Annotated in this window: 23 protein-coding genes; 8 read left to right on the top strand and 15 right to left on the bottom strand. The window is 36.3% G+C overall.

The window, feature by feature from the left end; translation table 11 throughout:
- Nucleotide 1: 1 nt before the first annotated feature.
- Nucleotides 2-469, bottom strand: a complete 468-nt coding sequence (locus tag VF726_RS08865; protein ID WP_440027613.1) for a hypothetical protein — start codon at nucleotides 467-469, stop codon at nucleotides 2-4.
- A 54-nt stretch (nucleotides 470-523) separates the two neighbouring features.
- A complete protein-coding gene (locus tag VF726_RS08860) occupies nucleotides 524-1,909 on the bottom strand; it encodes an alkaline phosphatase (protein ID WP_000714923.1) in 1,386 nt (461 codons plus the stop codon).
- Between the two features lie 261 nt (nucleotides 1,910-2,170).
- On the opposite strand from VF726_RS08860, the gene VF726_RS08855 reads away from it, so the two are divergent.
- Both VF726_RS08855 and VF726_RS08850 read left to right on the top strand, forming a co-directional pair.
- Nucleotides 2,171-3,004, top strand: a complete 834-nt coding sequence (locus tag VF726_RS08855) for a GNAT family N-acetyltransferase (protein WP_440167476.1) — start codon at nucleotides 2,171-2,173, stop codon at nucleotides 3,002-3,004.
- Nucleotides 3,005-3,019: 15 nt separating this feature from the next.
- Entirely contained in the window at nucleotides 3,020-3,904 is an 885-nt protein-coding gene (locus VF726_RS08850) for an alpha/beta fold hydrolase (protein ID WP_440167474.1), read from the top strand.
- Between the two features lie 41 nt (nucleotides 3,905-3,945).
- Here VF726_RS08850 and VF726_RS08845 read toward each other — a convergent pair whose 3' ends face one another.
- The 3 genes from VF726_RS08845 to VF726_RS08835 all read right to left on the bottom strand — a co-directional run bounded on the left by VF726_RS08845 (nucleotide 3,946) and on the right by VF726_RS08835 (nucleotide 5,867).
- Entirely contained in the window at nucleotides 3,946-4,446 is a 501-nt protein-coding gene (locus VF726_RS08845; RefSeq protein WP_242295454.1) for a DoxX family protein, read from the bottom strand.
- Nucleotides 4,447-4,709: 263 nt separating this feature from the next.
- Nucleotides 4,710-5,246 (bottom strand): delta-aminolevulinic acid dehydratase, encoded by a 537-nt coding sequence (locus VF726_RS08840; RefSeq protein ID WP_440168282.1) that lies wholly within the window; start codon nucleotides 5,244-5,246, stop codon nucleotides 4,710-4,712.
- A gap of 18 nt (nucleotides 5,247-5,264) precedes the next feature.
- Nucleotides 5,265-5,867, bottom strand: coding sequence for a histidine phosphatase family protein (locus tag VF726_RS08835; protein ID WP_440167472.1), 603 nt, complete (start codon nucleotides 5,865-5,867; stop codon nucleotides 5,265-5,267).
- A 171-nt stretch (nucleotides 5,868-6,038) separates the two neighbouring features.
- Here VF726_RS08835 and VF726_RS08830 point away from each other — a divergent pair, with 171 nt between their 5' ends.
- A complete protein-coding gene (locus VF726_RS08830; RefSeq protein WP_440167470.1) occupies nucleotides 6,039-6,377 on the top strand; it encodes a phosphoglycerate mutase in 339 nt (112 codons plus the stop codon).
- Nucleotides 6,378-6,446: 69 nt separating this feature from the next.
- A complete protein-coding gene (locus VF726_RS08825; protein ID WP_000071861.1) occupies nucleotides 6,447-6,569 on the top strand; it encodes a DUF4023 domain-containing protein in 123 nt (40 codons plus the stop codon).
- 290 nt (nucleotides 6,570-6,859) lie between these two features.
- On the opposite strand, the gene VF726_RS08820 is transcribed toward VF726_RS08825, so the two are convergent.
- Nucleotides 6,860-8,215 carry an RNA-guided endonuclease TnpB family protein gene (locus VF726_RS08820; protein ID WP_440167467.1) on the bottom strand — a complete coding sequence of 452 codons (1,356 nt, stop codon included), beginning with the start codon at nucleotides 8,213-8,215 and terminating at the stop codon, nucleotides 6,860-6,862.
- Between the two features lie 376 nt (nucleotides 8,216-8,591).
- Entirely contained in the window at nucleotides 8,592-9,830 is a 1,239-nt protein-coding gene (locus VF726_RS08815; RefSeq protein WP_440167466.1) for a TolB family protein, read from the bottom strand.
- 229 nt (nucleotides 9,831-10,059) lie between these two features.
- Between VF726_RS08815 and VF726_RS08810 the strand changes: the two genes are divergently transcribed.
- The 3 genes from VF726_RS08810 to VF726_RS08800 all read left to right on the top strand — a co-directional run bounded on the left by VF726_RS08810 (nucleotide 10,060) and on the right by VF726_RS08800 (nucleotide 15,052).
- Nucleotides 10,060-12,813 (top strand): S8 family serine peptidase, encoded by a 2,754-nt coding sequence (locus tag VF726_RS08810; RefSeq protein ID WP_440167464.1) that lies wholly within the window; start codon nucleotides 10,060-10,062, stop codon nucleotides 12,811-12,813.
- A gap of 189 nt (nucleotides 12,814-13,002) precedes the next feature.
- Nucleotides 13,003-14,757 carry an aromatic amino acid hydroxylase gene (locus tag VF726_RS08805; protein ID WP_440167462.1) on the top strand — a complete coding sequence of 585 codons (1,755 nt, stop codon included), beginning with the start codon at nucleotides 13,003-13,005 and terminating at the stop codon, nucleotides 14,755-14,757.
- Nucleotides 14,738-15,052 carry a 4a-hydroxytetrahydrobiopterin dehydratase gene (locus VF726_RS08800; protein WP_440167460.1) on the top strand — a complete coding sequence of 105 codons (315 nt, stop codon included), beginning with the start codon at nucleotides 14,738-14,740 and terminating at the stop codon, nucleotides 15,050-15,052. The genes VF726_RS08805 and VF726_RS08800 overlap by 20 nt, the downstream gene beginning before the upstream one ends.
- Nucleotides 15,053-15,069: 17 nt before the next feature.
- On the opposite strand, the gene VF726_RS08795 is transcribed toward VF726_RS08800, so the two are convergent.
- Together VF726_RS08795 and VF726_RS08790 are read right to left on the bottom strand one after the other, a co-directional pair.
- Complete coding sequence (locus tag VF726_RS08795; protein ID WP_440167458.1) at nucleotides 15,070-15,927, bottom strand: VOC family protein; 858 nt, start codon at nucleotides 15,925-15,927, stop codon at nucleotides 15,070-15,072.
- 21 nt (nucleotides 15,928-15,948) lie between these two features.
- Nucleotides 15,949-16,353, bottom strand: coding sequence for a DoxX family protein (locus VF726_RS08790; protein ID WP_063222888.1), 405 nt, complete (start codon nucleotides 16,351-16,353; stop codon nucleotides 15,949-15,951).
- 156 nt (nucleotides 16,354-16,509) lie between these two features.
- On the opposite strand from VF726_RS08790, the gene VF726_RS08785 reads away from it, so the two are divergent.
- Entirely contained in the window at nucleotides 16,510-17,055 is a 546-nt protein-coding gene (locus VF726_RS08785; protein ID WP_001020700.1) for a helix-turn-helix domain-containing protein, read from the top strand.
- Nucleotides 17,056-17,088: 33 nt separating this feature from the next.
- Here the strand turns inward: VF726_RS08785 and VF726_RS08780 are convergent, their stop codons facing one another.
- The 6 genes from VF726_RS08780 to VF726_RS08755 all read right to left on the bottom strand — a co-directional run bounded on the left by VF726_RS08780 (nucleotide 17,089) and on the right by VF726_RS08755 (nucleotide 21,104).
- Entirely contained in the window at nucleotides 17,089-17,466 is a 378-nt protein-coding gene (locus tag VF726_RS08780) for a MaoC/PaaZ C-terminal domain-containing protein (protein ID WP_048531311.1), read from the bottom strand.
- Nucleotides 17,467-17,577: 111 nt separating this feature from the next.
- A complete protein-coding gene (locus tag VF726_RS08775; RefSeq protein ID WP_048531313.1) occupies nucleotides 17,578-18,036 on the bottom strand; it encodes a GNAT family N-acetyltransferase in 459 nt (152 codons plus the stop codon).
- A 57-nt stretch (nucleotides 18,037-18,093) separates the two neighbouring features.
- A complete protein-coding gene (locus VF726_RS08770) occupies nucleotides 18,094-18,600 on the bottom strand; it encodes a GNAT family N-acetyltransferase (RefSeq protein WP_000469127.1) in 507 nt (168 codons plus the stop codon).
- Nucleotides 18,601-18,908: 308 nt separating this feature from the next.
- Nucleotides 18,909-19,304: an ankyrin repeat domain-containing protein gene (locus VF726_RS08765; RefSeq protein WP_001258431.1), complete on the bottom strand. Its 396-nt coding sequence runs from the start codon at nucleotides 19,302-19,304 to the stop codon at nucleotides 18,909-18,911.
- Complete coding sequence (locus VF726_RS08760) at nucleotides 19,271-20,089, bottom strand: ABC transporter ATP-binding protein (protein WP_440167453.1); 819 nt, start codon at nucleotides 20,087-20,089, stop codon at nucleotides 19,271-19,273. The genes VF726_RS08765 and VF726_RS08760 overlap by 34 nt, the downstream gene beginning before the upstream one ends.
- Nucleotides 20,076-21,104, bottom strand: a complete 1,029-nt coding sequence (locus VF726_RS08755) for a FecCD family ABC transporter permease (RefSeq protein ID WP_440167451.1) — start codon at nucleotides 21,102-21,104, stop codon at nucleotides 20,076-20,078. The genes VF726_RS08760 and VF726_RS08755 overlap by 14 nt, the downstream gene beginning before the upstream one ends.

The following is a 21,104-nucleotide window of genomic DNA, read 5'->3' as shown; positions in this document are numbered from 1 at the left end:
TTTATTTCTTCCCTATCGTGCGAACTTCTTCAATTTTCCAGCCACCCTCTTCTTTTCCAAGCGCATACTGTACTTTCTTCTGAAGAGTGACCTCTCCATCTATTTCCTTTTCCTTTGTTTCCACAACAACATACCCTGCTTTACTAGCTTTCATATCTATATGTTCCAATTCAATTTTCTTATTTCCTTTTTGAAAAGCTGCTTCTTTTTGTGTTTTTAAATCCTCAGCACTAGGCATCTTTTTTGAAAATAACTCCATATGTTCAGCAAGATTTTTTTCATTTGTCGTCAGTACAAATTTCTCCATAACATCTTGAATCAATTTTTCTTCTTCTTTCGTTATTTGTACCTTTTCCTCAGTTTTTGTAGTAGTAGATTTTTGTTCTATATGACCCTCCTTGGATTGGCATCCAACTAGCAATAATACACCTATTAGAAGGGATCCTATTCCCATGAAAAAAGCCCTCATCTTACCATCTCCTAAAAAGAAAAGTGAGGCATTTCGCCTCACTTTCATTTATAATTAGCGTCTTCCTTTATTCGGATCACCGCCGCCAACAATATCAAAGACACGTTTAGCGATATTTGTATTCTCTTGAACGCCAGAGAACAAGTATTTACCTGGGCCAAATGCATATACGTTTACATCTTCCCCTGTATGTCCACCTGTTGTCCAGCCTGTAACTGAACGCTTATTGAAAATATCCTCAATCGCGTTATCAATCTTTGTTACATCTTTTGAAGGAGCAATATCATTTACCGCTTTAATTTCTTCTGGTGTTAATTGTAAATCAATATATTTTTTCAATGTTTCTTCTACATTTGCACCTTTTGCAATCTCGTTTGCCATGAAGTCTGGTGTGCGTTTTGCAGCTTTAATTGGATCTACTTTAAAGTTATACTCACCATTCGCACCTAAAGATAATCCACCAGTAGCGTGGTCTGCCGTTGCAACGACTAACGTATTTTTATCTTTTTTCGCAAACTCAATCGCTGCTTTAAATGCTTTTTCAAAGTCTTCCATTTCACTCATTGCACCAACAATATCATTATCGTGTCCAGCCCAGTCGATTTGACTTCCTTCAACCATTAAGAAGAAACCATTTTTATTTTTGTTCAAACGCTCAATTGCTGCATTTGTCATTTCTTCTAATGAAGGTGTTTTATCAGTACGGTCAATCATTTTATCTAAACCGCCTGGTGCGAATAAACCTAGAATTTGATCGTTTTTATCATTTAACAATTGATTGCGATCCGTTACATAGCTATAACCAGATTTCTTAAATTCTTCTGTAAGATTGCGATCTTTTCTAACAAAGTTATTTACTCCGCCGCCAAGCATAACGTCTACTTTATGCTTCCCTTTAATTTTTTCATCAAAATAATCATTTGCAATTGCGTCCATATTTTTACGACTAATGTCATGCGCACCGAAAGCAGCTGGTGTTGCATGTGTAATTTCAGAAGTAGCAACGAGTCCCGTTGATTTCCCTTTTTCTTTCGCTTGTTCAAGAACAGTTTTCACTTCTGCTTTATCATTATCAACTGCAATTGCCGCATTATATGTTTTAATTCCTGCTGACATAGCTGTTGCCGCTGATGCAGAGTCTGTGATATTTTCATGTTCATCTTCCGGATATGTCTTTTGTGTTCCTACAAGATGCTTATCAAACTCTGTAGATTCCATCTCGAATGTTTTTGGATTATCTTTCATATAACGATGAGCCGTCATGTATGAAGGGCCCATACCATCTCCAATTAACACAATAACATTTTTAATCTTTGCATTGCTTCCGCTCTCATCTGCATTTACTTCACTAGAACGTGTAAAATTCCATGTTGCCACTGAAGTAACTGCTAACGACGCCACAACTGCAAATGGCCATGCTTTTTTCACAAACTTTTTCACTGTCTTGTCCCCCTAATTAGGTTATTCATTTCCCACTATCAAATTTAATAGAAGACTATTAAGAGAAAATTAGTTATATGTAAATTTTTTGTTAACTTATGTAAATATCAGTTATAATTTGTATAACTTTGTCTGTTCATACCAACCATCTTCCCCTTTACAATTAAAATATAAACAAGTTGGATTTCATCTAACGTAAATCTCTTATTTAACATTTTCAATCTACTTTTATGAAAATTATTAGAAATGTGGTGAACATGTATGGAAATAATAAAGCTAGATGAATCTTCTATTTTTGATTTACTCGATCTTTGTAAAGCTATTGGATGGTTACAAGATAAAGCATTTATGAAGAAACAATTCGAAATGTATCTTTCTCTTGGCACACTTATCGGTTATATGCATGAAAATAAACTGATTGCAGCTGGAGGGGTATTTCCTTTTAAAGATAGTTTTTCTACTATTGGCATGTTAATCGTCCATCCTAATTTTCAAGGGCAGGGCATCGGGCGCACTTTGCTGAATCATTGCTTAGCACACACTCATCCAAAACAACCAATTGCACTTATTGCAACAAAAGCTGGCGAGCCTCTTTATACATCTTGCGGATTTCAAACAGTAACGACGATTCATCGTTTTGAGAAACAAACTACTAAAACACATATTACTCATACGCAACAAGTGAAAGAACAAGATCTTGTATCACTTATTTCTCTCGATCAAATTACAACTGGTACTAACCGTTCTTTCCTTTATTCATCGCTATTACCAAGAACTAGCCACTCTTTTAAAATTGAGAGAAATAATTGTATAGAAGCTTTTTCCTTATGTATACAAAAAGATAGTATATTATGCGTCAATCCACTTATCGCAAAGCAAGAGAAGGATGCTATTCAATTATTCAAGAAAATCTGTGAAGGTTGGAGTGGCACAGTAAGAATTGATGTCCCCCATTCACAATTTTCATTTCGTAAATTTCTTCAAACAGAAAATTTCCAAGAAACGCTCCTTTCACCTCTTATGATAAAAAATGGTAGCCAACTTCCTGGAAATCGTAATATGCTATTTGCTATGATAGATACAGCGTTATGTTAGAAAGGAGACACCTCATTGAGGCGATTTAGCTATTTTATGGTAAGTTGTCTTACTCTTACACTATTAGTAGGATGTAGTGCAGCAGAAAAGCCAGTAGAACAAGTAAAACAAGTGAAAAATACAATTACAGCGAAACTAGCTACCGAGGAAAAAATGGTAGAAATAGATGGTCAAACCATTTACTTTAAAAAGATTGGTAATGAAAAACCACCTTTACTTATGATCCATGGATTTGGAGGATCGTCAAATGGTTTTCAAAAGATTTACTCAGACCTAGCAAAAGATCATACAATTATTTCTGTAGATGCTTTAGGATTCGGACGCTCATCTAAGCCGATGGATTTTCATTATTCTTTCCCTACTCATGCAAATTTGTATTATAAATTAATGAAAAAACTAGGTTATGATTCATTCGCAATACTGGGACACTCAATGGGTGGAGAAATTTCCCTTAATTTAACGTATTTATATCCCGAAGCCGTTACTCACCTTATTTTAACTGATGCTACAGGCGGTCCGCATACACTCGTTAATAAACAAGGTTCACCAAAACCACAGTTGTCGACTGATTTAAATACCGTTTCTTCTATTGCAGATTATGATGAGAGCAAAGTGAAATTTAAACGTAATGATGAAGAGCATTACAATAAAATGAAATTATGGCCTAGACGTCTTCAAATCAATGCAAATGAATTGAATCAACCAACCTTAATTATATGGGGAAGAAATGATAGTAGCGTTTCTTGGAAAGAAGGAGAAACATATCATCAATTCTTAAGAAATAGTACTTTCCATATTATCGAAAAAGGTTATCATGCACCATTTCGTCAAGAACCACAAGAATTTGTAGGCTATGTAAAAGAATTCTTTAAGAACAATCCAATAAAAGTTGAAAAATAACATAAGCGGGTATCTCATTTTGAGATACCCGCTTTCATATATTAAGCAGCTTGCTTTTGGCGTTTTTGAGTTTTTGAACCTAATACTTTTGGAATAATGAAACCATCTATTCCAAATTTACCAGCATTCATACCAGAAACTAGAACGAACATTGATAGAATAACCATTTCAGGATTCACACCAATTGACCCACTAAACATATAGGAAAAGTTCATTACAAGACCGAAAAAGACCGCTGTTTTTGTTAAACAGCCTACAATTAAACCAATTCCAACTAAAATTTCTCCCCACGTTACAAGTGTATTAAATAGATCAACGTTTGGAATTGCGAAATCTTGTAAAAATGATGCCCACCAAGATTGAACAGCCGGTTGTGCTCCTTTAGATTTTTCAATTGCACCTTGTAAATAACCAGTTGCATCGAATCCTTTTCCTTGTAGTTTACCGATTCCAGCCATTAACCATGTGTAACCAAGATACACTCGAATTACTGCTAACACAAAAGAAACTGCTTTGTTTTCTCTTAAAAATTGAATAACCATATCTTCCTCCTAAAGTTGTAATTAAGTTAGTTACAGTTAACATAATAACATTAGTTACTTATTTTACAAACGTTAATTATGAATAATTCATGACATGTGTATGAAACATCAAAAACTAACGTTTATATAGTAACTTCTATTATCCGTAAAAACTTGAACATATCATACCATAAGTGATAATGGTTTTCATTGAAGAAAATGTAAAAAAAATGTGAGTTAAATGTGAAACACGTTTATTCGAATATAGAATAAACGTGTTTTTCCTATTTATAGAATTGAAATGTACATGTCTCCTCATCGATTAATTTCGCCTCTTGAAAAGCATCTTCTAACGTTTTTTCATGGCTAATAAGCCCATAAAATAAGCGTATTGTAAACATAAGTGCTGCATTCCCATCTACATAATCTATCGGTCCAATATACGATTTCGCCCCACTACGCAAAAAAGATTCTGCTAGTTTTTGCTCCCCTAACGTACACCCGCTATTTACAATATTTGTATTATGCAATTTTGCATATTTATAAATTTCTGCTGCACCAAAGTATCCTCTCGGTTCATCTTGTTCATATATATCTTCATCTAACTCCTCCATGACAAACTTTCCTTCCTCACCATGAAAGCAAAAAATAATATAATTGATATCATTAAATAAATTCTCCCCGGAAATAACTTCCATGAAATCTTTCGGTCTACCAATCCAATATGTTATAACTCTTGCTCCAAAATATTCAAGAGAGGCTCGGATTGATTGCGCCTCTAAATCAGAATTAAAACCAACTACTAGTGCAACATTCAATATACACCCTCCATCCTATAATTAGATCTCATCAATCAAACTTTTAAGGGATAGATTCATTTCATATATACCCGTTTCTTGCAAAAAATCATATCTAGTTAACACGACTTTCTGCAAATATTGCCTATACGCAGTAATTGTCCCGTCGTGAGATACAATACAAATTCTTTCCGTACCCAGCTCATAACACCAAAGAAGAAATTCATCTACTATTTGCTGAAAGCTATGCTCTGAAATAGTATTTATACCTTCCGTCCATAACTGCTGATTTGTGTTTTTCTCTATCGAAAAATGTGGAAATAAATTTTTTATTATTCCCTGATCTACTATGTGATCACATGGTAATGTTTTCGCTCCTTCTCGATAAGGAAAAATACGCGGGGATACGTATGGATGGACGATTTTTTGACAAGCTACCTTCTCACTCCATATTGTCGCCGTTTGTAAAGTTCTAAGTGTAGGACTAGCAATTAATATATCCGTTTCTTGCAATGGTACATCACGTTGAAGTAATTTAGCCTGATTCCTTCCCTCATCCGTTAATGGGGGATGCAACACTTGTAAACTTGATGGCAAGTCCTTTGTATGTTCTCCTTTACCGTGCCGAACAAAGACGAGTTTCATACCCATCCTCCTCTCTCTATGAAATCCTTCAACATAATTTCTTCCCTATCTCATCCATTATTCCTGCTATATAAAAAAACGATATGTAAAAAAGATTTGACACAACTAATTGGAAAACATTACAATTCTATATGTAAAACACTTTTTACAAGAGAGAGGGGAATCATAAATATGAAATGGATAACCATCTTAATTGGAACGATCATATGGGGATATATAAACGGATTTTTGAGTAGTGATAAAACTGCTAATCCTTGGATTACAGATGATGAACGGGAAGCCAAAATTAAGCAGAAAGCAATTATTGCAAGCTGGTCTGGTGTTTTTATGTTTTGTACCATTAACCTCTTAAACAAATGGTTAGGTGTAGAAACGAGCAATGCGTCACCTTACTTACCACCTTCTGTCGCAACTATTTTAAAAGAAAATGTAGAGCTACAAATCTTATTTATGCTATTTATTACGTATGGCATATTTTACGTATACTATCGAAGAAAACTAAGTGCTTAACTTTTATCTCATGATTATTCTCCTAAATGGTTATAGTAATTAGGACGAAATGAAAGGAGCGATATAAAAATGAGTAACTCGAATGATTTTTTAGATACACTGCATGAAAAACAAGCAAAAGATGAACAAAATAGAAAGCGCCAAGGAAACGGAAACCCAGCGAAAAAAAAGCCAAATAAAACGCATAAATAACAGTCAACTACCCCCACTGAGATAAAGCCTTTCAGTGGGGGCTTGAGTTCGAACACTAGGTCTTTTCGTCTATCGCTAGACAGTTTGACGCTTTAGCATTCATGCTACCTTATGGTAACACCCCAAGTCTGTTTTTGGTTGGTACTGACAACGAACGATTGTTTTCCCACTTGCACCACCCTTTCGAAAAAGAGCAGTTCTCCCTTTTGGAAGAAGCCACCACTCAGATGAATCCGGCGTGTGCTACAAGCCCCGACAAGTCGCGTACACATGGATGGTTGACGCACCCACTAAGCTATGCGTGAAGTAACAGCCTTACGTTTTTGCACTTCTAATAGAATCGGCGTTTTCACTTTCAGATTTTCATCCAGTTCTACAATTTTTGATTTTTTCAATGTATTCAACGCACCATTAATATCAGCATGGATACATTTTCCTGCTTTACTTTGGTACAGGCCACGAGTAATTCGTTTGCCGCTAAAGCGATACTGCGTCCTATCATCCTTAGACCAAACTGGAACCGGATCCTTATCAAGAAAACTAGCTTTTGAAGTATAGCTTTCTTCTTGTTTGAAAAATCGGATGCCTTCTTTTACACATTTATTCTCAATCGCAGCAATCAATTTTTGAAATGGGATTTGAACAAACTTTTGATTATTCTTTTTCCCCCTATGAGATTTTTGTTCCCAACCAGCGTTATACCCTATAACAATCGTATCTATATCGAATTCTTTCACTTTTTTGAACAATAGGCCTACCGTTTGTGCAATGTAACCGTTTATTTGTCTTTCTCGTTTATGCCAAAGTGCAGCCATTCTATTCGTTACAACACGTTTTGAAATTCCATTCTCCATATTTTTCTGCCCTAGATTACGTATCGTTTTGTTGAAGTATTGATTTATAGATTTTAATTTTTTTCCATCAATTAAGAAGGCATCACCTGTATTTGTCACGCAACTTACTAATCTGTCTACACCTAAATCGTAACTCAAAGCGTTACTCGTAGTCGTGGATGGTTTCTTCATTTGAGAAACGTGCATTTCATATGTGTAATGCACCTCAAAGAACCGACCTTTTTGCTTCGGTACAATCTCAATGTAGGAGATGTTTTTATGTCTTAAGTTTTTCGGCATACGTATTTGAATGGAACCGAATTTTTTCCTGAATGCCACATTCATCGGAACCATCCAATACCCGTTCTCATCCACTTTTGGAACTTGATAGATTTCAATAATTCGTTTGTCTGTGGAACGAGAATAATTTGGAAACTTCGGACGACCTGTGAACTTCTCGGGATTATTCTTCCACTGTTCCAATGCCTTAAAAAAGCTCTTCACTTCTGTAAATAAGGCTCTGCGAATCGCTTGAACAGAGTTTGATTGAACGCCCCAATAATTCGTATCAGCTTGCATGGCAGTATCCACTTCTTTTACAGTAGCTATCCTGTTATTGTTCAAGTAACTTTGTTTCATCGTGTACAAGCCAACATTTCGCAACGCTTTGGCGCTATATGACATGCGCTGAATTAAACGAAATTCTTTTGCAGTCAGGCAAGCTCGTCCGATATTCTGTTTCTGCGTGAATCGTTGCATGTTTTCTCTTTTCTTTTGTTTCCGTAATACTTTCACTGCTTTCTTTCTAGCCATTGTTTTCACCACCTTTCTTAGAGAGTTCATTACTTTTGACAAATCAATATTTGGAACGAAATGGAACAACATGCGAACATGTTCTTCATCGTAATTCCTTTTGACTCAAGTAGCATAATGATAATCATTATCACTATCTAATTTCGTTGTCTTACAATCTATTCCCTCTTTATCTACATGATATCGTAAGAAAAAAAGAAACAAACATTCGCCCTCAAACATTATTATGAGCGAAACAACAGAGTTCGGCCTACCTTCTGATAGCAATTCATCTCCATCTGAATTGTTGGGTTTCACCCGTAACACAAATCAGATGGAGTCTTCTTGCCGAAAAGGATAAAAAAATGTGCCTAAAATTATCTTTTAGGCACATTTTTTATTCTTCTTTTACCGAGATAACATTTCCCCAATTCCATTTCTCATAATACCACTCTGGTACATCTATATTTTCAATCCACTTCATTTCATGCTTTCCATCTCTATGAGCAAGCCATACATCTGCTTTCTTACGGTCTGAACGTATCCATATCAATTGATTGTTCTTCTTCATAAAGATCGGATGATAGTCGCCTTGCTTATGAGGTGGCTTTGTGATTTGATATTGTTTATCGCTTGTACTATCGATTTCGTATAAAGATGGCAGGGGCCTTTTTTCTATCGGTGTTTCTATCCCTGCCTCTTTCGCGCGTGAAACGATAATTACTTTATCATTTTTCCACGCAAAATCCCAATCGACATATCCTTTCGGCGTAAAAGTGTTCTGCTGAAGTGCCGGCAGTTCTTTTACTTTTAAATGTTTATTTTCTAATGCAACTCTCCCGCTTCCTTCAATATAAGCTAATATATTCTTGCCCGGCGCCCATTTGAACCATTGTGTGTTTAATAACATTTGATCTATCTTTTCAAACCGGCTGCCATCTGCTCGAACTAAGCAAAGCGTATTACTATCAGCTGACCATGAAGCTGTCGGTACTGCTAAAAATGAAATCCACTTTCGATCTGGTGACCACTTAAAGCCACTTGCAACTAGCGCTAGGAAATCATCATGTTCATTTGGCAATGCATACAAATGTTTCATTTTATGAGGGTTCATATGGGCATCTTTTTGCACTTCATATAGCTGTGCTCCTGTCCATCCTGTTGGAAGTAAGTGTGCTTCAGAGGATACAAAAAACTTCTTTCCATCAGGATACCATGCATAATCTCCTACACCTGCCGATACATTTTCAAAATCTGTATTCTTTTTTTCTACATCAAATGTATGTAATGTACCTGTAAATATAAATGCAATTATATTTTCTGTTGGTGACCATTGATAATTCGATGCTTCTGAGTGAAACGGCGTAACTTTCTTTCCATCTTTCAGCCGATATAACTCAAGACTACCTTGTTTCTTTCCTTTTACATATGCCAGCCACTCTCCATCATGAGACCACTTTGGCCCTGTTATATACTCTCCTTTTGTAAGTTGTTTTTCTTTTCCATCAACTTTAATCCAGAGGTCATGATGACGAATAAAAGCAATTTTCGCTTCATTATTTTCTGCGCTACTATTAATGGTTGAACATAAAAATACGACTAACATTGTACCAACGCTTACTATGAACCGTTCCATAACACCCCTCCATTTCCCTCATAGCATTCCTCAATGTCCACCTACAATATGTAAAAAATACCTATTCGACATAATCAGAAAAAATTTCCCAAGAAATTTTTAATTCAAAGAGGATTGGTATGAATTATGTCGAAAATATAGTTTAGCTAACATCCAATTATGTAATTTGAAATAAGTTTGTAAGATAATTTTTCGGAATATTAGCACTTTTTTATTAGGGGGAGTTTCAATGAAAAAAACTACATCTACACTATTAAGTATGGCGCTCGTCTTTTCAAGTTTTGGAGCTTTAAGCGCTCATGCTGAATCACTGCAAAAGGAGAAGCAATTTAGTCCACAACTGAAAACAACAATTGAGCAGTGGGGCGAAAATAAAATTGCTCAAAGTGTTGAAACAAAAACAGCAAAAGAAATTTCAGTCATTGTAGAATTGCAACATGCACCTCTCGCAGCACAAGGTAATATTCAGCATGCTCCAGATTTACAAAATAGTAACGCGCAGTCTTATCATGCTGAGCTAAAAAAAGCACAAGAAGATACGACTAAGAAAATAAAAGAAAAAGCACCTGGTGCAAAAATTAAAGAAGTTTATAATACGTTATTTTCTGGATTCTCTATTTCAGTTCCTGGAGATCAAATTACCGCTCTCGCTTCTTTACCTGAAGTAAAAGCAGTCTATCCGAACTTAACATATAAACTACATGAAACATCAAAAAGTGCTACTAACGAAGAAGCACCAAATATCGGTGGACCGACAATCGGTGCGCCTGAAGCGTGGAATTTTAAAGATCCATCTGGCAAACCACTTGATGGAAAAGGAATGAAAGTAGCGATTATCGATTCTGGCGTAGACTATACGCATCCTGACTTAAAAGCAAATTATATCGGTGGATATGACACAGTCGATGAAGATAACGATCCGATGGATGGTAACGTACATGGTACTCATGTAGCTGGAATTATTGCTGGTAACGGAAAAATTAAAGGCGTTGCTCCAAATGCTTCTATTCTAGCTTACCGCGTAATGAATGATGGTGGGACTGGTACAACAGAAGATATTATTCAAGGTATTGAACGAGCAATCCAAGACGGTGCTGACGTTTTAAATTTATCTCTTGGACAAAGTTTAAATACACCTGATCAGCCTGTAACATTAACGCTTGAGCGTGCGGCAAAGCTTGGAGTTACTGCAGTTGTTTCAAATGGAAATGATGGACCACACCCTTGGTCTGTTGATGCACCTGGTAATGCAAGTAGTGTTATATCAGTTGGAGCATCTACTGTTTCTATCCCATTCCCAACATTCCAAGTAGCCGGTTCTAGCAAAACATATCAAGGGTTACCATTATCAAAATCTGATTTCCCAATAGGAAATGATTCGCCTCTTGTATATGTTGGATATGGTTCGCCAAGTGATTACGCAAAACAAGATGTAAAAGGAAAATTCGCCCTTGTCCTACAAGGAACTTCTAGTACGCTAGTAAAAGCAGAACAAGCGAAGCAAGCTGGTGCACTTGGTGTACTATTAATTTCTAATGAAAAAGAAATCAATATTATGCCTGAATACTTTGCACGAGAAAATCTAGCTCTTCCAGTTATGCAATTATCAAATGCAAATGGCGAAGAGTTAAAAAACTTAATTACAAAGCGTAAGAAAAATATAAAAATTGGACAACCAGCTCCAACTGAATTAATTGGTAACTTTAGTTCCAGAGGACCTTCACAAGGAAGTTGGCTTATAAAACCAGATATCGTTGCACCTGGCGTACAAATTACAAGTACCGTACCGAGAGGCGGCTATGAATCTCATAATGGGACAAGTATGGCTGCGCCTCAAGTAGCTGGAGCGGTTGCACTCTTGCGTCAAATGCACCCTGATTGGACGACAGAGCAATTAAAAGCATCCCTTGCCAATACCGCAAAAACTTTAAAAGATGTGAATGAAAATACATATCCTGTTATGACGCAAGGATCTGGTCTAATTAACATCCCGAAAGCAGCTCAAACAGATGTATTAGTCAACCCTAACAATGTCAGCTTCGGTCTTATTAAGCCAAATAGTGGCAAAGTAAAACTGACGCAAAATATTACATTACAAAATCTATCTAGTAAAAAGAAAAGTTTTTCAACTCGTGTGGAATTGCTAGATGCAAATACAAAAACAAAAGTAAAAACTTCTGTACCTTCATCGATTAGCATACAGCCGAATAGTAGTACCGAAAAACCATTTACTATCACTGTCGATAGCTCATTGCCCCAAGGTGTATATACTGGGAATGTGTATGTAAAAGAACAAGGTAAGAAGGAAGAAACTCGCATTCCATTTACATTTAGTATCGATCCTAAAGATTACAAACGTATAGATGGACTCGAAATTATTAATTCTACGTTTAGTCCAAATGGTGACCAAATATTAGACGATAATCTCATCAACTACTATTTAGTTGCACCTGTGGATGATGTAACATTGCATGCAAATTTAGTTACAAAAGAACGTGTAACATACCAAGGGATTATCCATCAAGCTAAAAATGAAACAGCTGGATACAAACCTTTCAAATGGAATGGTACAAAAGCAGATGGTACTCCGTTAGCTGACGGTCTATACCAAATTGAAGCAGTTGCTTCTAATTCTGGTGGGGAAACAAAACAAACAGCTGCTGTATTTGTTGATAGAACTGCGCCTAAATTAACATACGAAGTTGACCAAGAAAACCTTGTAATTACAGGAAAAGTGGAGGATATCCTACTAGATTGGATGACAGAATCTGGTTGGGTAGCACCTGGTATTCCAGTGAGAATGCAATATGAAATTAACGGAAATGGTGTATGGGAAAGTGCATTCTTAAATCCTTGGGAAAAAAATTACAGCATTTATTTCGATCGTAGTCAATTACAAGAAGGAAAGAATACAATTCATATTGTAGCAACTGATGCAGCTGGAAATACATCTAAGTTAAATGTTGATTTAGAAGTGAAATAAGGTATTACCCCGATTCTTCCGCCCCTACCGGATGTTCCGATAGGGGCTTTTTCTATTTCTCACGCAAACAAATATTATATAATTCAGAATTTTATGATAAAATTATAAGCGCTTACAATTTTAAAAGGGGTTAGTACGAGCTATACAAATCAGATATTCAATTTTATAGAAAAAAAGGAGGATGTCTAAATGACAAAGAAAACAAAAATTCCATCACATTTAAAACCATTCGTATCCACGCAACATTACGATCAATACACACCGGTGAATCATGCTGTTTGGCGTTACATTATGAGACAAAATCATAGCTTCTTAAAAGACGTTGCTCACCCATCCTATGTGAATGGACTGCAATCATCTGGTATTAATATAGATGCGATTCCAAAGGTAGAAGAAATGAATGAATGTTTAGCACCAAGTGGCTGGGGCGCTGTAACGATTGATGGGCTTATTCCGGGCGTAGCATTCTTTGATTTTCAAGGGCACGGATTATTACCAATTGCAACAGATATTCGCAAAATAGAAAATATCGAGTATACACCGGCTCCTGATATCGTTCATGAAGCTGCAGGACACGCACCAATTCTACTTGATCCTACATATGCACAATATGTAAAACGCTTTGGACAAATTGGGGCAAAAGCTTTCTCTACAAAAGAAGAGCATGACGCATTTGAAGCCGTTCGTACATTAACGATTGTAAAAGAAAGCCCTACTTCTACTCCTGAAGAAGTTGAAGCTGCTGAAAATATGGTAATCGAAAAACAAAAATTAGTTTCTGGCTTATCAGAAGCGGAGCAAATTTCACGCCTTTTCTGGTGGACAGTAGAATACGGGTTAATTGGAAATATAGATGCTCCAAAAATCTACGGTGCTGGCCTCCTTTCTTCTGTTGGTGAAAGTAAACATTGCTTAACAGGCGCTGTAGAAAAAGTTCCTTTTTCCATTGAAGCTTGTACAGGAACAACTTATGACGTAACAAAAATGCAACCTCAACTATTTGTTTGTGACTCCTTTGAAGAGTTGACTGAAGCACTTGAGAAGTTCTCTGAAACGATGGCCTTTAAAACAGGTGGTAAAGAAGGTTTAGAAAAAGCGATTCGCTCTGAAAACTATGCAACTGCTGAGCTAAATAGCGGACTACAAATTACAGGTACATTTAATGAAACAATTGAAAACGATGCAGGTGAAGTCATTTACATGCGTACAAATTCACCAACTGCATTATCCATTCATAATAAACAACTAGTGGATCATTCTACCGCTGTACACAGTGACGGATTTGGAACACCAATTGGATTACTTACTGAAAATATTGCATTAGAAAACTGTACAGATGAACAATTACAATCATTAGGAATTACAACTGGAAATAAAGCATCCTTTACTTTTGCAAGTGGCATCCATGTAAATGGAACGGTAACAGCAATTGAAAAAAATGATAAAAAGATCATTCTTATCTCCTTTATCGATTGCACCGTTACTTATAAAGACCGTTTATTATTTGATGCTTCATGGGGTGCTTTTGATATGGCTGTTGGTTCAAAAATCACTTCTGTATTCCCAGGAGCGGCAGATGCGGCATCGTTCTTCCCAGCTGAAGAAGAACTAGAAACAAATCCAGCACCTCTTACATTAACTGAGCTAGATCGTATGTATCAAACGGTTCGTGATATTCGAAATGAAAGTATTTTACACGAAGCTCATATCGAACAGCTAGTAGCAATTCAAGAAGTATTAAATAAATTTTATGCAAAAGAATGGCTCCTTCGCCTTGAAATATTAGAATTACTTTTAGAGCATAACAAAGGGCATGAAACATCCGCAGCATTATTACAACAACTTTCCACTTTTACAACTGATGAATCTGTAGCACGTCTTATTAACAATGGTCTTGCACTACTACATATAAAGGATGTGAAAAATGATGCTACGATTAACTGAGGAAGAAGTTCAAGAGGAATTATTGAAGGTAAATAAATGGATGAGAAAAGATGAGAAATGGATTGAACGAAAATATATGTTTTCCGACTACTTAAAAGGAGTCGAATTTGTCTCTGAAGCCGCCAAACTATCAGAAGAACATAATCACCATCCCTTTATCCTTATCCAATATAAAGCAGTCATTATTACTTTGTCATCATGGAATGCAAAAGGTTTAACGAAACTCGATTTTGAGCTTGCCAAACAATTTGATGAACTATTTTTCCAAAATGAAAAAGCGATTATAAGAAAGTAAAAAAAGAGAAGCCTTTATTAGGCTTCTCCTTTTATTTTGAAATGAATACTATGTCCAAATGGATCCTCGACCTGTAATATTCCATCCTTGTACGTAGCAATCTTACCAATATTTTTTAAGCTTTCACATACTTGCTCTTTTTGTTTTTCATCCGCTAGTACAATTGTAAAACATTTCAATCCGACAGAATTTGGCATTTGCGGTGGTATCCCTTCACCTTGCCACGTATTTAAACCGATATGGTGATGATAGCCGCCTGCTGATACGAACAACGCACCATTGCGAGCTGGGATTGTTACTTCAAAACCAAGACCATCCACATAGAAACGTTTCGCTTCTTCTAAATCAGCTACGTGGAAATGAACATGCCCCATCACAGTACCAGCTGGGAAACCATTCCATACACTTCCTTGCTGTAATAATTCTTCACCAGCTAACGGGTTACTAACAAATGGTAGTTCTCCATTCTCATTACGCCAAACTTCTTTTTGGCGATCATGATAAATTTCAATCCCGTTTCCATCTGGATCAGCTAAATAAAGGGCCTCACTAAAGTAATGGTCGGCTCCGCCGTGCAGTGGATATACCATTTCTACAAGATGACGAAGGACATTCGCTAAATCCTGTCTGCTTGGTAATAAAATTGCATAATGATATAACCCCGTTCTCCCTCTTTGCTTTGGTAAGGCTTCTTTCTTTTCTTCAATGATAAGGAGTGGTTCGTTATTTTCATTCCCAAATGTAACGACCATTTCATCTTCTTTTAGTACTTTCATACTTAGTACTTCTGTATAAAACTCTAGTGATTTCTTTATATTTGATACATATAAATGAACAACATCAAGTGTTGTATCGGGATGAAGTTGAAAACTCATCTTGTTAGCCCCCCATTTAAATTAGTTCTTCTTTGACATTTTCTCTTTTAAGAAATTATCCACAAAACCATCCGCTTTCGCAACAAATAAGTACGCACCCATTGCTAATAATGCAAGTTCTAATTCGAAGCCAGGATTCTTTCCATCTCCTAATAAACCAGCTGACCATTTTACTTTTACAATTGCTCCAACCATAACAAGTGCAAATAATAATCCAATATATCTTACACCTAAACCTAGAATTAACAATATACCACCAACTAATTCTACTGTTGCTACACCGTATGCCAGTCCTCCTGGTAAACCAATGCTTGTGAACCACCCTGCAATATTGTCAATTCCTGATTGGAATTTTGTTAAACCGTGCATAAAGAACGTTACCCCTAACACGATACGAATAATTAAGTTACCAATATGTTGATTCATTTCTTTCTCTCCTTTATAGTTTTCTTATACAAAACTTTTATTTACATTACAAAACATACACTAATTTTTTTTATTCGTCAATTCATTTTCACTGGGAAAAAATATATTTTTTTTGCTATGATACAAATAGTTGTTTACAAAAAGGAGCTTGATTTTATGAATATTGGTTCTGCAATACGTGAAATTCGTCAACGTAGAGGCATAACAATCGCACAAATTTGTGAGGGAACAGGTCTTTCTAAAGGATTTATGAGTCAGGTTGAAAATAATAAAACATCACCTTCTATCTCAACTTTAGAAACGATTTCCAATTTCTTAAATGTTCCTCTTCCCTACTTATTGTTAGAACAAAAAGATCGGTTGAAAGTTGTCAAAAAGGTAGAGCGTAAATACAGTGTATACGGAAAAGATGAACAGAGAATTGAGCATGTTGCAGAGCAGGGTGGCCTTCGCCTAAATCTCGTAGAAATTCCTGCTGGATTTCCGAAAGAAAATACACCAAATGCACATGAAGGGGAAGAATGTCACCTTGTATTACGCGGCAAACTAGAAGTTCAACATGGAGAAGATATTGCAATTGTAGAAGAAGGTGATTCTTTCTCCTGGAATGCATGTGTTCCTCATATCGTTCGTAATATAGGGGAAGAAACTGCATTATTACTCATCTCTAGCCATGCAGAAAATCGAAAACGTGTTTATTAAATAAAAAAGAAGCCTGCAAATCAGGCTTCTTTTTTATCCCCTTATAACTCCATAGCTTGTCCCAACTAGTACGGTTTTTTCGTCTTGATTGCGATAAACTGACTCGATTGAAACCTTTTTGTATCCTTCCATCTGTTCAATATTAGTTAAAGTTAATTCACAAGTGATCGTATCTCCTGTAAAAACTGGTCTAATAAACTCACTTACTAATTCTCTTGCTATGTAATGTAATTCTTCGCCTACTTTCGTTCCAATGCTAGCAGTCAATAAACCATGAACCATTAAACGTCCATTTTCATCATATTCCATATGATGTCTACCTTTATCTCCTGTAATATTTGCAAATTCAAAAACCTCTTCTTCAGTAAATCTTCTTTCGTATTTAAATACATCCCCAATTTTTATGCTCATTTTTATCCCCCTAATAATAAACAGAATTTTCTTTCATTTTACCATAAAATGAGTCTTAGTTCAGTTTATATTATTAAAATATCGAGCCTTTTTCCATGCTACTTTTTCTCTTTAGCGATGCCCATCTTTTTTTGCTATTTGATACCCATAATACGCACATGTTCCATTTCTCGATAGCTCTCTCACCTCAAAACCACAACTTCTATAAAAATCAAAATTACTCGCGGATGTATGTGCAAACCAGTCGCCATGTGGTAGCTTTTGCAAACAAAGAGCGACAAGTTTCTTGCCTAATCCCTTCCCTCTATATTCATATTTCACAACTAAATTTACTATGTTCGCGACCATGATTCCATCAGAAATGACTCTAACCATCGCAACCATCTCTTCTTCATCCCATATTGTGAATGCCCATGTTGAATTTTCAAATGCTATCGTAAATTTTTCAATTTGCCAAGAAGGGATATTATCATTGCTCCAACCGGCATCTTCGAATAAGGTTTTAATTGCATATGCAGGTACACCATTCGTTCCCTCACGAATAATAAGTCCATTATGATAAATGTACATGTAATCCCCCCCTTTATTTTTATATACCATTCTTCAAAAGATGCAATTTACCTTTTTTCACCCCACTCGCTTAATGGAATAAACGAGAACATCCATCCCATGAAATGAAGTTGTCTTCTCATAACTAAGCCCAGTTTTTCTAGCAACAAATATTGAGGCGGGGTGGTCTGGATTAATAAGAGAAATTAACTTATTCATTCGTAATGCTTGGAAGCCATAGTCTCGAAATGCTGCCGCAGCTTCTTTCGCATACCCTTTCCCCCAATACTGAGGCAATAACCAATAACCAATTTCAATTTCCTCTTTTCCATCTATTTGCTGCTTTACTAATCCTGCATGACCAATTCGTATTCCCGTTTCCTTTTCAATTAATACAAATAAACCGAGACCGTTTTTATAACTAGGAATCACCCATTCCTCCAAACTTTTTTTACATTGCATATATGTTTTTAACGTCCCATTTCCAATATAGCGCATTACCTTCTCATTTCCCCATAGTGAAGCGTAGAACTGTAAATCATCCATTGTATATTTGCGAATTTGTAAACGATCTGTATGAAACATTTCTGCACTCCTTCCCACGAATTTGTACTTAACTACACGATCATGTTTTGGATATATACTAAATGTTACTATCTATTATAAAGGAACTAAAAACAAAATACAGAATATTCAATCTCAAAAGAATTAAAAAAGACAGTAGACAAATGTTGTCTACTGCATCCATATCATAACTAGCATAAAGAAAACTACAATTGAGGGGGGTGTAGGATTTTCAATTATACTAGATACTTATCCCGTTCTAACGGGCGGTAAACTTTTCAATTATATGAAAGTGAAAAGTTTACCGCACATAAGAACCTTTGCGGTTATTAAGAGAGCACCGTTAAGTACTCAAATACACGCTGTGCTTTTTCTCCACCCATTCGTGCATGCTGAAGAAGGGAAATACCATGTGGACCAGATGCACGTAATGCTTCTGGTTGTGCTACTAAAATAGCTTGTACAACTTCTAATTCACCAAGCATAGCGGCCGCGAAAATATCCATTCGAGCGCCCTTTTCTAATAAATAAAGAGCAATATCTTTACGACCTACATGTGCCGCTGCTCCTAACGCACTTTCCCAATCTGAGCCTCCCCAATTGTAAGAGGCATGAAGCAAGCTTGGCGATTCAGCCAACAGTTCTTGTACTTTTTCTAAATCTCCGTGAGCTGCCATAACAAATTCCCTTACTAACTCAGTGGTAATACATTCTTCTGTTCGCATCTTGCTCCTCCTCTTTTAGAAATTCGTTTCGGTGTAAAAAATGGCTTGTCGCTTCCTTGAAAAATATCTACCTCGATGCCGAACACACGTTGAAACATTTCATGACATAACACTTCTTCTGGTATACCGTCATACTGAAGCTTCCCTCGCTTTAATACGAGTAAACGATCACTATATTGAGCCGCTTGGTTAATATCATGTAAAACCATTATAATTGTCATGCCAAACTCCTCATTTAATCGTTTCACAAGTTCCATTACTTCCAACTGATGCACGATATCTAAAAAGGTTGTTGGCTCATCCAATAACAAGACATTTGTACGTTGTGCTAGCGTCATTGCAATCCAGGCACGTTGTCTTTCTCCTCCTGATAATGATTGTAAAAGACGATATTCATACCCTTCAAGATTTGTAACAGACAATGCCCAATCAACAATTTCTTCATCTTCTTTATTTAAGTGACCTCTCCATGATTTATGAGGGCCTCTTCCAAATTCGATTAATTCTTTCACCGTTAAATCTAATTGATGATCATGCATTTGCGGTAACATCGCTAATTGCTTCGCTACATCGGCACTTTTCATCGTATGAATACTTTTTCCATCTAAAATAATATCTCCTTCGCTTTGTTTAAGTAGTCTTGCCATTAAACGAAGCAAAGTAGATTTCCCCGATCCATTCGGTCCAATTAAACTAACGACCTCTCCAGCTTTAATATGTACATTCATATTTTGCATTTGAAATCTTTCAGAATGTGCGTAAAACACTTTGTTAACGGAAATCACTTCGTTTTCCTCCTCTATGAATCAAATATAAGAAGAACGGACCGCCTAAGAAGGATAATAGAATACCAACAGGCAATTCAATTGGATCGAACCAACTTCGAGCTATCGCATCCGCGAAAACAAGTAATATCCCCCCGCCAAGGCATGATAATGGCAGTAAATATTTATAGTCATTTCCAACTAATAAACGTAACATATGTGGTACGACAAGACCGACAAATCCAATAAGACCAGAAACACTAACTGCAATTCCAGCTAGTAATGTACTTACTACTATTAAATAAAACCGGCTTCTCTCCACGTTATGACCTAATAACTTCGCCATTTCATCTCCAAGCATTAATACTCGAATATGCTTTATACCAAAGAAGGCTAATATAATAGCGAATATTGCATAATAAATAATCATGTTTAAATGTGCCCAACTTACACCACCAATGCCGCCCGCTAACCACGGTAACACGGATTGTACTTTATCACTATGTAATAACATTAACGCTGACGTCGCTGCACCAATTAATGCATTGATTGATACACCTACTAAGACAATTCTTGAAGGAGGGGCCCCTTTTTGCCATGATAAAGCATAAATGACCATCGCCGTTATGAAAGCTCCTAAAAACGCCCCGAGCGGTAAGAAAGCCATATGCTGAGGAAATAAAATCATAATTACAATTGCTACAAGACCTGCTCCAGATGAAACTCCGATAATACCAGGGTCTGCAAGAGGATTTCTCATAACCCCTTGCAGCAGTGCACCAGATGCTGCTAAACATGTTCCTACTATAAATCCAACGAGCACTCTCGGTATACGAAGGTCCCATACAATTCGATGAACCGTCGAACCTTCATCTTGTATCCCTGTTAGAATATCTCGTAAAGAAAAGGAGAGGCTTCCTGCGAAAAGACCATAAAAAAGACCTAAAATCGTTAATACCACTAAAGTAACTGCTATTACCCACCTTTTTTTCGCAAAAGGATGTTCCTTTTCTCTTACTACTTCACTACTATCCAT

The sequence above is a fragment of the Bacillus sp. Brlt_9 genome, from assembly GCF_051948935.1.
Lineage (GTDB): Bacteria > Bacillota > Bacilli > Bacillales > Bacillaceae_G > Bacillus_A.
This window is presented reverse-complemented; position numbering and strand designations above follow the sequence as displayed.

Excerpts from the sequence above, each read along its gene's own strand:
- VF726_RS08815 (WP_440167466.1), bottom strand. The coding sequence starts at position 9,830 with ATGGAACGGTTCATAGTAAGCGTTGGTACAATGTTAGTCGTATTTTTA.
- VF726_RS08865 (WP_440027613.1), bottom strand. The coding sequence starts at position 469 with ATGAGGGCTTTTTTCATGGGAATAGGATCCCTTCTAATAGGTGTATTA.
- VF726_RS08825 (WP_000071861.1), top strand. The coding sequence starts at position 6,447 with ATGAGTAACTCGAATGATTTTTTAGATACACTGCATGAAAAACAAGCA.
- VF726_RS08810 (WP_440167464.1), top strand. The coding sequence starts at position 10,060 with ATGAAAAAAACTACATCTACACTATTAAGTATGGCGCTCGTCTTTTCA.
- VF726_RS08795 (WP_440167458.1), bottom strand. The coding sequence starts at position 15,927 with ATGAGTTTTCAACTTCATCCCGATACAACACTTGATGTTGTTCATTTA.
- VF726_RS08845 (WP_242295454.1), bottom strand. The coding sequence starts at position 4,446 with ATGGTTATTCAATTTTTAAGAGAAAACAAAGCAGTTTCTTTTGTGTTA.
- VF726_RS08775 (WP_048531313.1), bottom strand. The coding sequence starts at position 18,036 with ATGTACATTTATCATAATGGACTTATTATTCGTGAGGGAACGAATGGT.
- VF726_RS08820 (WP_440167467.1), bottom strand. The coding sequence starts at position 8,215 with ATGGCTAGAAAGAAAGCAGTGAAAGTATTACGGAAACAAAAGAAAAGA.
- VF726_RS08835 (WP_440167472.1), bottom strand. The coding sequence starts at position 5,867 with ATGAAACTCGTCTTTGTTCGGCACGGTAAAGGAGAACATACAAAGGAC.
- VF726_RS08855 (WP_440167476.1), top strand. The coding sequence starts at position 2,171 with ATGGAAATAATAAAGCTAGATGAATCTTCTATTTTTGATTTACTCGAT.
- VF726_RS08805 (WP_440167462.1), top strand. The coding sequence starts at position 13,003 with ATGACAAAGAAAACAAAAATTCCATCACATTTAAAACCATTCGTATCC.
- VF726_RS08765 (WP_001258431.1), bottom strand. The coding sequence starts at position 19,304 with ATGCGAACAGAAGAATGTATTACCACTGAGTTAGTAAGGGAATTTGTT.
- VF726_RS08785 (WP_001020700.1), top strand. The coding sequence starts at position 16,510 with ATGAATATTGGTTCTGCAATACGTGAAATTCGTCAACGTAGAGGCATA.
- VF726_RS08830 (WP_440167470.1), top strand. The coding sequence starts at position 6,039 with ATGAAATGGATAACCATCTTAATTGGAACGATCATATGGGGATATATA.
- VF726_RS08800 (WP_440167460.1), top strand. The coding sequence starts at position 14,738 with ATGATGCTACGATTAACTGAGGAAGAAGTTCAAGAGGAATTATTGAAG.
- VF726_RS08780 (WP_048531311.1), bottom strand. The coding sequence starts at position 17,466 with ATGAGCATAAAAATTGGGGATGTATTTAAATACGAAAGAAGATTTACT.
- VF726_RS08770 (WP_000469127.1), bottom strand. The coding sequence starts at position 18,600 with ATGTTTCATACAGATCGTTTACAAATTCGCAAATATACAATGGATGAT.
- VF726_RS08790 (WP_063222888.1), bottom strand. The coding sequence starts at position 16,353 with ATGAATCAACATATTGGTAACTTAATTATTCGTATCGTGTTAGGGGTA.
- VF726_RS08755 (WP_440167451.1), bottom strand. The coding sequence starts at position 21,104 with ATGGATAGTAGTGAAGTAGTAAGAGAAAAGGAACATCCTTTTGCGAAA.